The organism is Cyanobium sp. ATX 6E8, from assembly GCF_024346335.1.
Classification (GTDB): Bacteria; Cyanobacteriota; Cyanobacteriia; order PCC-6307; family Cyanobiaceae; genus Cyanobium_A.
Genome location: NZ_JAGQCT010000002.1, coordinates 133176 through 142771 on the forward strand (window position 1 = coordinate 133176; position 9596 = coordinate 142771).

The window sequence follows — 9596 nt, forward strand, 5'->3', positions numbered from 1 at the left end:
TTGACCATGCCCCCCATCCCTGCCCCTTCCTCCACCAGCCGGCCGATGTTCGCCTTCCGCGTCAACCGTCATCGCCGCCGTCTTTGGCTGCTGTCGCTGGTGGCTTTGGTGTTGAGCATCCTTGGGATGGCCCTCAGCTGGACTTCTCCGTCGATCCGAGCCCCACTGCGGCCGGGTCTGGACTTCACCGGAGGCACCCAGATCCAACTCGAGCGGCGGTGCGAGTCCGCTTGCACCCCTCTGACGGTTTCCACCCTGCAGCGGTCGCTCGCTGCCCTGAAGCTGCCCGCCGATGGCGCCAATCCAGCCCCTGCATTGGCTGGGGCTTCGGTTCAGCTGCTGGATGGCGGCCGCTCCCTGGTGGCGCGCACCCCCAGCCTCAGTCCGGATCAGGCCCAGGTGGTGCTGCAGGCGCTCCAGGATCAGGTGGGAGACACGGTGCCCGGTGGTTTGTCCATCGACACGATCGGCCCCACGCTGGGCTCCCAGTTGCTCCAGGCCAGTTTGGTATCGCTGCTGGTGAGTTTTGTGGGCATTTCCCTCTACATCAGTTTTCGTTACGACCGCATCTATGCGGCCCTGGCGTTGTTGTGCCTGGCCCACGACGTGCTGATCACCTGCGGTCTGTTTGCCTGGCTCGGTCTGCTGGCCGGGGTGGAGGTGAACAGTCTGTTCGCCGTGGCCCTGCTGACCATTGCCGGCTATTCCGTGAATGACACGGTGGTGATCTTTGATCGGATCCGTGAGAAGCGGAACCAGCTCAAGGACCTCCCCTTGGCGGATCAGGCCGATGAAGCCGTGATCAGCACACTCACCCGCTCCGTCTACACCTCCCTCACCACCCTGCTACCCCTGATCGCCTTGATCTTCTTTGGCGGCAGCACCCTGTACTGGTTCGCGATTGCCCTCAGTTTCGGCATCCTCGTAGGCGCCTGGTCCAGCATCGGGGTGGCACCCACCCTGCTGCCGGTACTGTCCCGTCGCTGACCGTTCACTGCGGAGGCTTGGCTGGGCGATGGTCCCCGTATCGCTGGGCCTGCTGGCCCTGTTGGATCTGCGGGTTGAGTTGCAGTTGCTCCTGGAACACTTCACCTTGGCAGGGTTGGGGGCGGCGATCCGCAGCCATCCGCTGGCGGTGGCGGTGTTGCTGCTCCTGCCCTCGCTCCTGCAGCGCTACCGCGGTCGGCCCAGATAAAGAACTAGGTCCAGCGATCCATCACCTCCTTCACCACCACTTCCTCGCAAAGCACCTGCAGCACCACCACCAGGGGCAGGGCCAGCAACACCCCGGGCAATCCGAGCAGGGCCCCTAGGCACAGCTGGGCGGTGAGGGCCACGGTGGGCAGCAGATTCACCGTGCGACGCAGCAGCACCGGTGTCAGCAGAAAGGCCTCGGCGTTTTGGAGCACCACCCGCAACACCAGCACCTGAATCATCTTGGCCGGCGAAACCAGCAGGGCCAGGGCCAGGGGCAGCAGGGTGGCAGCGGTGGGGCCGATGGTGGGAACGAAGGTGAGCAGGCCGCAGATCAGGGCGCTCAGTAGCGCCAGGGGCACCCCCAGCAGCGCCAGCCCCGCCCAGGTGAGCAGAAACACGCTCACGGCGGAGAGGGTCATGCCGGCCAGCCAGCCTCCAAGGGCCTGGCGGGATTCGCTCAGCAGGTGGCCCATCTGGAGCCGCAAGAAGCTCGGCGTCAGCGCAACTACAACCTTCTGGTGACTGCGCGGATCCAGCGCCAGCAGGATGGCCAGCAAGGCCATTAACACCAGTTGGATCGACGTGTTGGCGGCCCCGCCGGCAAACCCCAGCAGCTGGCTGCCGAGGGGTTGCAGGTTGTCCCAGGTGCCCAGCTCCATCAGCTGGCGCTCCAGGCCGGGCAGCCAACGCACCTGACCGGCGAGGTCGGCCAACCTTTGGGCGAGGGCCGGCAGCAGCTCCGAGAGTTGGCTGATCTGCTGAAGCAGTTCCGGCAACAGCAGTTGGGCCAGCAGCCCACCCACCAGCACCAGGGCCACCAGCACCAACACCAGGGCGGCGGGCCGGTTCAGCGGCAGCAGGCGCCGCAGAAGTGTGATGGGCACATCGAGGGCCACGGCCAGCACCACCGCGCCAAACAGCACCAGCAGCACCCAGCGCAATTCCCAGCTGAGCAACCCCAACACGATCAGGGCCAAAGCCCCCAGCACCGTGCGGCCGTTCATGGGGTCAAGGGGCCAGCCGGTGGCGTTTCCATGGATCCAGGATGTCGTGGATCAGCAGGGCGCGCACGATCACCTGCAAGCACACCGCCAGGGGCAGGGCGAGCAGCAGGCCGAGGGGGCCGAACACCACCGTGAACAGCAGCTGGGCCGTGAGGGTGAGACCGGGCAGCAGCCGTAATTGGTGGTGCATCACCGACGGGGTGATGAGGTAACTCTCGAGATTTTGCACGGCGACATAAAGCACCAGCACCGCTGCAGCTTTCCACGGGGCATCCAGCAGGGCCACCGACATCGGAAAGAGGGTGCTGAGGGTTGGTCCCACGTTGGGAATGATGTTGAGCAGCCCCGCCAGTAGCGCATTGGCGGCCACCAACTTCACACCCAGCAGGCTCAGGCCGATGGCCGCCAGGGTGCCCACACACAGGGAGCTGATCAGCACTCCCACCATCCAGGCACTCAGGGCCTCGCCGCATTGCACCAGCACCTGGCGGAAACGGCGCCGGTAAAACGAAGGCACCAGCAACACGGCCACCTCGCGATAGGCGACGGGTTGCACCGCCACCATCAGGGCCACTGCAAATACAAACAGGGTTTGCAGCAAGCCGGTGCCGAGACCACCAGCCAGCCCCACCAGTCGCAGGGCGCCGGACCCCAGGCTGCCGCCCAGACCAGACGACAAGCCGCTGGATGCGTCGGCTCCGCCGATCAGGCCATTGCGCAGCCAGGACAATCCGCCTTCTCGGGTGCCGTAAAGCATCTGGCTCACCCGAGCCAGGCCATCACGCAGCAGCTCCAGGAGGGTTTCGGCGGCCGCCGGCAATTTGCTCAGCAGCTGGCTGAACTGGTCGACGAACGGGGGAATCACCGCCGTGGCCACCACCGCCAGCAGCAGGGTTGCCGTGCCCAGGCTGAGCAACAGGGCAACTGGACGGGAGCAGCGCAGGCGGGTCTGGATGGCACCCACGAGGGTGCAGAGCGCCATCGCCAGGACCACGGCAGCAAACAGATGCATCAGGCTCTGGCGCAGGTTCCAGAGCAGCACCAGGGCTGCCACCAGCGCCAATAGCCCCAGCCATTGGCCGAATTTCAAGGGATCAGGCCTCGTCCTGCTCCGCCTGATCTTCGCCCTTGTTGTTCGAGAAGCCGAGATCGTGACTGTCGGCGTAACGCTGGGCAAAGCGCATGAAGCGGTCGAAGTCTTCGGTGCTCTTCCAGGTGTAGGTGCACTCGAGGGCGCTGGCCTTGCCATTGACAAAGCGGGCCTTGACCTCACGGGTCACCAGCTCGCCCTCCTCATCCACCAGGAACATGCCGGTGATGTCTCCCATGCTCTCAGGGGCGAGGGCGTCGGGTTCTTCGAACACGAACAGGGCCTGACCGGTGCGGCCATCGCGGGAGCGGGTTAAGCGGATATCGGGCACGACCGGCTCATCCACCCCGCGGAAGAACTGAATGGCGGCGCCCATGGCAAGCGGGGACAAAAATCAATCCTAGGAGCCAGCCTCAGAGTGGACCGCAGTTGCAACACTGCGCTCCTCTGCCTCCTGCAGCAGCCGGCTGGCGGCGGCATCGGCAGCGATTCCCGCCAGGTCGACGCTGGTCAGCACTGGGCTGTTCCGGCGGCTCAGCTCGTGGTCGTAGCAGCGGTCGTAGTAATCCAGCATCTGGACGCAGGCGCTGGCCCAGTCGCAACGGTCGATTGCTTCCAGGGCCGTGGCGGTGCGCTGAGGCCCCAGCCGACGGGCGATCCGTTCGGTGGCCTGGCGCAGGGCCTCCTGCCCCTGGTTTCCATACACCGCCACGAGCTGCTCGACACGCTCTGCCAGTGGGCGCTGGATCTCGATCGCGGGCGCCTCCCCCATCTGCCGCCACAGACCGGCGGGGATCCGGCAGCGGCCCACCTGGGCGCTTTCCGCCTCGACCCAGATCGGCGCCTGGCCCTCGAGAGCCTGCAGGTTGGACGCAAGACGATTTTCGTAGTGCTCGCTGCTGGGTTGGGTCGGCAGCCCCAAGCCGCCAAAACTGCTTCCTCGGTGGTGGGCAAGCCCCTCCAGATCAACCACGGCTGCTCCCTGACGCCGCAGGGCCAGCAGCAGATCGGTCTTGCCGGTGCCGGTGCGTCCGCCCAGCACCAGCAGCGGCCAGGGCCGCTCGAAGGTGTCCAGCACCCAGCGGCGGTAGGCCTTGTAGCCACCCTCAAGCAGCAGCACCGGTAGCTCCAGGGTGCTGGCCAGCCAGGCGACGCTGCCTGAGCGCATGCCGCCCCGCCAGCAGTGCAGCCGCAGGGGTGTGTTGTGCTGACCCAGCCGGCGCAGCTCCTGGCCCAGCGCTGCCAACTTGGGACCCACCAGCTCCAGCCCAAGCTGGATCGCCGCAGGGCGACCCTTGTGCTTGTAGCAGGTGCCCACCTGAGCCCTTTCGTCATCGCTGAACAGGGGCAGGTTGAGGGCGCCAGGGATGTGGCCCTGGGCAAATTCCTGGGGACTACGTACATCGACGATGGGCCCGCCTGCCGCCAGGAAAGCTGCCACGGTGAGGGGGGGGCTGGCGCCCGGCATCGCTGTTGTGGATCTCTGCTGACATAGTGGTCCCACGCTGGCTTCGCTTCAGGCTTCGACCCCTTCCATGCTTTCCGGTCCTCCGGTCACCGCCACCACTAGCGCCAGCCCCGAGTCTCTGCTTGAGCGCTTTCAGAGCGGCAATCCCCGACAGCGTCGTGCCCTGCTGGCCGCCCTGCAGGAGCAGCGGCAGCTCCTGCGGCCGCTGATCGCCGACCACCTGTCGGCCCTCGATGCCACTGGCGACGACTGGGCCGCCGGTTTCCTGATCCAGTTGTTGCTCGACGAGAGTGACGGCCTGCGCGACGCCTTCCTGGCCCGGTATCCCCTGGGGTGGCTGGCCACGGTGTCGGCGCGAGGACTCGACTACGCGCCGCTGCAACAGGCCCTGATGGCCCAACAGTTTGAGGAGGCCGATCGGATCACCAGCGCCCTGCTGCGGGAGCTGGCCGGGCCGACCGCGGTGCGCCGTGGCTATGTGTATTACAGCGAGGTGCCGCCGATGCCGTCGGCCGATCTCGACAGCCTGGATCGCCTCTGGGTGTGCTTTTCGCGCGGGCGTTTCGGGTTTTCCGTGCAAGGGCGACTGCTGCGCAGTTGCAACGACCGCTGGGAGCTGCTCTGGCCCAAGTTGGCCTGGAAGGACGGGGGCCGGTGGACCCGCTACCCGGGCTCCTTCCAGTGGTCCATCGATGCGCCCGAGGGGCACATGCCCCTGGTGAACCAGCTGCGGGGGGTGCGGTTGATGGATGCCCTGCTCAGCCATCCCGCTCTGCAACAGCGCATCAACGCCTGAGCCAGGGTGCCGGCAGCGGCGTAGGGTCGAATTGGCCCCTGCGGATCCCAGCCGGATGGCGCTGCGCTGGTCAGATTTCATCACGCCTTCGACCCTGCAGCTCGCTCCGCTGCTGGAGTTGCTGATTGAGCCGATCCGCTGCCTGCAGCTTCAGAGCCAGGTGCAGCTGGGTCTCCAGGAGGCGCTGGTCAACGCGGTGCGCCACGGCAATGGTTGCGATCCGGCCAAGTGCCTGCGGGTGCGGCGGATTGAAACCCCGCGCTGGCTGGTGTGGCAAGTGCAGGATGAAGGCCCGGGGCTGCCGCCGGATGCCCGCACCACGTCCCTGCCGGAGCAGCTTGATGCCACCGGCGGACGAGGCCTGTTCTTGATCCACAACTGCTTTGACGACGTGCGCTGGAGCAGCCGCGGTAACCGGCTGCAACTGGCCGTCAGTCGCCAGCGGGCTGCGGTTCTGTCGCCGGTCGGTGGCTGGGGCAACCGGGGTCGCTGAGCTCCCCCCGCAACCAGCCCAGGCCGTGTTCCACCAGTTCGATGGCCTGCTGGCGGGCGGCGCTGGCCTGGGGGGCGCTGGGGTCATCGCCGCCCAGCAGGAGCACCAGGGCAGCGGCCAGCTGCTCCGCTCCCCGTCGGGACCGCTGGGCCTTGAGGGCGTGCCAATCGCGATCGCCGATGGCCAGTTGGCGCTGCAGGGCCAGGGCCTGATCCAGAGCTCCCTCAGGCCAGCACCGGGATGGCTTGGGCGGCGAGGTGGGCACTGGACGTTTGTTGATGGCAGGCCCCATCCTGATGCCACTGCTGCGTTGCTGTGAGCTGGCTATGCCGAGCCGACCCCTGGGCCACCATCTGGTACACCAGCCGATCCGTCTGCTGCACCTCTTGGACGGCTTGTTCACCCAGGCCTCGCTGACGCGCCACAGCTCCGGGGTGACCCAGCGGCGCCAACGCCAGCGCCTGGCCCTGACCCAGCGCCTGCTGGATCCGCTGCCGGAGTCTTTGGCACCCCCGCACCGGGTGGAGGTGTTGTTCTGGCGTGGGCTGCGCTGGTCGACCGCCGGATTGCTGCTGGCCTGGTTGCTGAAGCGTTAACGCGGTTTACGCGCTGTCCAGATCCGCGTCATGAAGTGGGATTCGGCGGCGACGGCTTCAAATCCAGCCTGCCGCATGCGGCCGTCGATGTCGTCGCTGATGTAATCGCGGTAGTAGGGCTCGTGGAACACGCGCCGGAAGTTTTCCATCGCGGCGCTGAATTGGGGGGAATCGGCCAGCTGCACCGAGTCGGCCAGCACCACCACCCCGCCGGGCTCGAGCACGCGATAGGCCTCATCAATCACCGCCTGACGGGCGTCTCCAGGCAGTTCGTGAAACAGGAAGACGCAGGTGAGGCCTTGGAACGTGGCCTCCGCAAAGGGCATGCTTTCGCCATTGCCCTGCACCAGCTGGGGCAGCTCGCCGGGCAACTGGCTCAGCCATTTGTTCGCCTGGCGAAGGTAGGCCGTGGAGAGATCCAGGCCCACCAGCTGGGCCTGGGGCAGGGCGGCCCGGATCTGGCGCAGCGTGCGGCCGGTGCCGGTGGCCACGTCGAGCACCCGCAACTGGCCCGCTGGCCGATCGGTAAAGGCTTTGATGCCTCGCAGCAGCGGCGCCAACACCCGCCGCCTCATCGGATCGGCGGTGCCGTTGAACAGAATCTCCACCTGCAGGTCGTAGAGGGCTGCGGAGTGGTCGCTCAGGTAGCCGTCAGTCTGGTGGTGAAAGTTCTGGAGGTAGTAGTCGGGGTAGGCGGCCGGATCCACATCCTGGGGTAGGTCACGCACGTTGCGCTCGCTGCGGCGGGTCCAGGTGCTGGGCATGTCCAGCCATACCAGTGGGTAACGGCTGGCCCAGTCGAGCCAAGGGGCATCGAATAGCAACGACGCTGGATACAGACCCTGCTCCGCCTCCTGCCAATCACGCTCGTGCAGGCAGTCCATCGACTGCTTGAGCCGGCCCATCAATTCCGGCGGCACCGGCACGGTTTTCGGGGTGCCATCCGGAGCCAGCAACCCCATCAGCCGGGTGCTCACTTCCTTATGGGTCAAGCCCAGCAAAGCCTTGCCCTGCTGCATGGTTTGGTAGGCCAGCTTGGTGAGCTGATCGGGCATGGCTGGGCAATCGCGTGCTGCCATTCCAGCCGATTGGCCCGGCGAGCGCGAGCAGCGAAGACCTGTGCCCCCCCCCCCTTGTGTTTCCAAGCAACGGCTTGAGACACAGCCCCCATGGCATGCAGCGATCCAGGAAGTGCTCGAATTCCAGGCCTGGAGACTCAGCTGAGCTGTGCTCGATCTGAGCTGATCAGTGTTCGGATTCGGCAGGTCCGCTTCGACCATCAAAAAGCCCCGGCCTTTGGCCAGGGCTCAGGGATTGAGCGCAATGCGACAGCTCCTTGATCAGGCGTCGTAATACATCACGAATTCGTGGGGGTGGGGCCGCTGGCGCAGCTGCTGGACCTCCTCGTATTTGAGAGCGATCCAGTTGTTGATGAAGTCTTCGGTGAAGACCCCGCCGGCCAGCAGGTAGTCCTTGTCGGCGTCGAGGGCCTCGAGGGCGCCGTTGAGGGAGGCGGGCACCGTGGAGATCTTGGACAACTCCTCCGCCGAGAGCTCAAACAGATCGACGTCGGTGCCATCGCCCGGATCGATCTGGTTTTTGATGCCGTCGATGCCGGCCATCAGCATGGCGGCAAAGCCCAGGTAGGGGTTGGAGAGGGCATCGCCAGAGCGGAACTCCAGGCGCTTGGCCTTGGGGCTGGGTCCGGTGAGCGGGATCCGCACAGCTGCGGAGCGGTTGCCCTGGGAATACACCAGGTTGACCGGAGCCTCGAAGCCCGGCACCAGACGCTTGTAGCTGTTGGTGGTGGGGTTGGTGAAGGCCAGGAAGCTGGGGGCGTGCCTGAGCAGGCCGCCGATGTACCAGCGGGCGGTTTGCGAGAGGTTGGCGTAGGTGCCTTCGCCGAAGAACAGCGGGTTGCCACCCTTCCAGAGGCTCTGGTGCACGTGCATGCCGCTGCCGTTGTCGGCAAACACCGGCTTGGGCATGAACGTGGCCGTCTTGCCGTACTTCTTGGCAATGTTGCGCACCACGTACTTGTAGATCATCACGTTGTCGGCCGCGCTGATCAGCTCGGCAAACTTGATGCCCAGTTCGTGCTGAGCCGTGGCCACCTCGTGGTGCTGCTTCTCGATCGGCACACCCAGGCTGCCCATGGTGAGCAACATCTCGGAGCGCATGTCCTGAAGGGTGTCGTTGGGCGAAACCGGGAAGTAGCCCTCCTTCAGCTGGATCTTGTAGGCCAGGTTGCCGCCTTCCTCAAGCCGGGCGGTGTTCCAGGGGGCTTCGATCGAATCGACGCTGTAGAAGCTGCTGCCACTACCGGAGGTGTAGCGCACATCGTCGAAGACGAAGAACTCAGGCTCCGGACCGAAGTAGGCCGTGTCGGCGATGCCGGTGGAGCCGAGGTAATTCAGCGCCTTCTGGGCCAGGGCGCGGGGGCAGCGGGCATAGGGCTGGCCGCTGCGGGGCTCCTGGATCGAGCAGATCAGGCTGAGGGTTTTGTGGCTGTAGAAGGGGTCGATCCAGGCGGTGTTCGGATCCGGCACCATCGCCATGTCCGATTCGTTGATCGCTTTCCAACCGCGGATCGAGGAGCCGTCGAAGGCCACACCTTCGCTGAAGGCGGCTTCATCGATCAGGTCGTTGCAGACCGTCAGGTGCTGCCATTTGCCGTGCAGGTCGACAAATTTGAGGTCGATCAGCTCGATGCCCTCGTCTTTGATCTGACGCAGGACCTCTTGGGCTGTTTTGGCCATGACGAACAAAAGAGTGGGTGCCGCCCTGGTCGCGGCGTGGCGGGACCGTACGGATCGCCCCGGCGCCGCTGTGTATCGCTTGTAACCAAATGGTGGGCAGCGCTTGCGTAACCGTTTCTGTCAACTTCCCCAGAACGCGCCCCTGGCCTGGGATTTGGCCAAATGTGAGTGCTACGTTCCGCTGTAGGTGCGT

The 9596-nt window shown here is 65.7% G+C and carries 12 protein-coding genes; 5 read left to right on the plus strand and 7 right to left on the minus strand.

Annotation, left to right across the window (positions count from 1 at the left end):
* Window positions 1-6 precede the first annotated feature (6 nt).
* Together secF and KBY70_RS02770 are read left to right on the plus strand one after the other, a co-directional pair.
* The gene (secF, locus tag KBY70_RS02765; protein ID WP_233128463.1) at window positions 7-987 is read left to right on the plus strand and encodes a protein translocase subunit SecF; all 981 of its coding nucleotides are present in this window, start codon (window positions 7-9) and stop codon (window positions 985-987) included.
* A gap of 28 nt (window positions 988-1015) precedes the next feature.
* A complete protein-coding gene (locus tag KBY70_RS02770; RefSeq protein ID WP_254987296.1) occupies window positions 1016-1195 on the plus strand; it encodes a hypothetical protein in 180 nt (59 codons plus the stop codon).
* A 4-nt stretch (window positions 1196-1199) separates the two neighbouring features.
* On the opposite strand, the gene KBY70_RS02775 is transcribed toward KBY70_RS02770, so the two are convergent.
* From KBY70_RS02775 to mnmH, 4 genes are read right to left on the minus strand one after another with little or no spacing between them, the layout of a single operon-like run.
* The gene (locus KBY70_RS02775) at window positions 1200-2201 is read right to left on the minus strand and encodes an AI-2E family transporter (RefSeq protein WP_094559565.1); all 1002 of its coding nucleotides are present in this window, start codon (window positions 2199-2201) and stop codon (window positions 1200-1202) included.
* Between the two features lie 4 nt (window positions 2202-2205).
* On the minus strand, window positions 2206-3291 hold the full coding sequence (locus KBY70_RS02780; RefSeq protein ID WP_254987297.1) for an AI-2E family transporter: 1086 nt from the start codon (window positions 3289-3291) through the stop codon (window positions 2206-2208).
* Between the two features lie 4 nt (window positions 3292-3295).
* Window positions 3296-3667 (minus strand): photosystem II reaction center protein Psb28, encoded by a 372-nt coding sequence (gene psb28 / locus KBY70_RS02785; protein ID WP_094559567.1) that lies wholly within the window; start codon window positions 3665-3667, stop codon window positions 3296-3298.
* 24 nt (window positions 3668-3691) lie between these two features.
* The gene (mnmH, locus tag KBY70_RS02790; RefSeq protein ID WP_094559568.1) at window positions 3692-4759 is read right to left on the minus strand and encodes a tRNA 2-selenouridine(34) synthase MnmH; all 1068 of its coding nucleotides are present in this window, start codon (window positions 4757-4759) and stop codon (window positions 3692-3694) included.
* Between the two features lie 67 nt (window positions 4760-4826).
* Between mnmH and KBY70_RS02795 the strand changes: the two genes are divergently transcribed.
* Window positions 4827-5555, plus strand: coding sequence for a GUN4 domain-containing protein (locus KBY70_RS02795; RefSeq protein ID WP_254987298.1), 729 nt, complete (start codon window positions 4827-4829; stop codon window positions 5553-5555).
* A gap of 55 nt (window positions 5556-5610) precedes the next feature.
* On the plus strand, window positions 5611-6048 hold the full coding sequence (locus tag KBY70_RS02800) for an ATP-binding protein (protein ID WP_094559570.1): 438 nt from the start codon (window positions 5611-5613) through the stop codon (window positions 6046-6048).
* Here the strand turns inward: KBY70_RS02800 and KBY70_RS02805 are convergent.
* Window positions 5987-6340: a DUF6439 family protein gene (locus tag KBY70_RS02805; protein WP_254987299.1), complete on the minus strand. Its 354-nt coding sequence runs from the start codon at window positions 6338-6340 to the stop codon at window positions 5987-5989. The genes KBY70_RS02800 and KBY70_RS02805 overlap by 62 nt on opposite strands.
* A gap of 34 nt (window positions 6341-6374) precedes the next feature.
* Between KBY70_RS02805 and KBY70_RS02810 the strand changes: the two genes are divergently transcribed.
* Complete coding sequence (locus KBY70_RS02810; protein ID WP_158217025.1) at window positions 6375-6644, plus strand: hypothetical protein; 270 nt, start codon at window positions 6375-6377, stop codon at window positions 6642-6644.
* Here the strand turns inward: KBY70_RS02810 and KBY70_RS02815 are convergent.
* Both KBY70_RS02815 and glnA read right to left on the minus strand, forming a co-directional pair.
* Window positions 6641-7699 (minus strand): class I SAM-dependent methyltransferase, encoded by a 1059-nt coding sequence (locus KBY70_RS02815; RefSeq protein WP_254987300.1) that lies wholly within the window; start codon window positions 7697-7699, stop codon window positions 6641-6643. The two genes, KBY70_RS02810 and KBY70_RS02815, sit on opposite strands and share 4 nt — an antisense overlap.
* A gap of 285 nt (window positions 7700-7984) precedes the next feature.
* Window positions 7985-9403: a type I glutamate--ammonia ligase gene (gene glnA, locus KBY70_RS02820; RefSeq protein ID WP_254987301.1), complete on the minus strand. Its 1419-nt coding sequence runs from the start codon at window positions 9401-9403 to the stop codon at window positions 7985-7987.
* Between the last annotated feature and the right edge of the window lie 193 nt (window positions 9404-9596).

Excerpts from the sequence above, each read along its gene's own strand:
- secF (WP_233128463.1), top strand. The coding sequence starts at position 7 with ATGCCCCCCATCCCTGCCCCTTCCTCCACCAGCCGGCCGATGTTCGCC.
- KBY70_RS02770 (WP_254987296.1), top strand. The coding sequence starts at position 1,016 with ATGGTCCCCGTATCGCTGGGCCTGCTGGCCCTGTTGGATCTGCGGGTT.
- KBY70_RS02775 (WP_094559565.1), bottom strand. The coding sequence starts at position 2,201 with ATGAACGGCCGCACGGTGCTGGGGGCTTTGGCCCTGATCGTGTTGGGG.
- psb28 (WP_094559567.1), bottom strand. The coding sequence starts at position 3,667 with ATGGGCGCCGCCATTCAGTTCTTCCGCGGGGTGGATGAGCCGGTCGTG.
- mnmH (WP_094559568.1), bottom strand. The coding sequence starts at position 4,759 with ATGCCGGGCGCCAGCCCCCCCCTCACCGTGGCAGCTTTCCTGGCGGCA.
- KBY70_RS02795 (WP_254987298.1), top strand. The coding sequence starts at position 4,827 with ATGCTTTCCGGTCCTCCGGTCACCGCCACCACTAGCGCCAGCCCCGAG.
- KBY70_RS02800 (WP_094559570.1), top strand. The coding sequence starts at position 5,611 with ATGGCGCTGCGCTGGTCAGATTTCATCACGCCTTCGACCCTGCAGCTC.
- KBY70_RS02805 (WP_254987299.1), bottom strand. The coding sequence starts at position 6,340 with ATGGGGCCTGCCATCAACAAACGTCCAGTGCCCACCTCGCCGCCCAAG.
- KBY70_RS02810 (WP_158217025.1), top strand. The coding sequence starts at position 6,375 with ATGCCGAGCCGACCCCTGGGCCACCATCTGGTACACCAGCCGATCCGT.
- KBY70_RS02815 (WP_254987300.1), bottom strand. The coding sequence starts at position 7,699 with ATGCCCGATCAGCTCACCAAGCTGGCCTACCAAACCATGCAGCAGGGC.
- glnA (WP_254987301.1), bottom strand. The coding sequence starts at position 9,403 with ATGGCCAAAACAGCCCAAGAGGTCCTGCGTCAGATCAAAGACGAGGGC.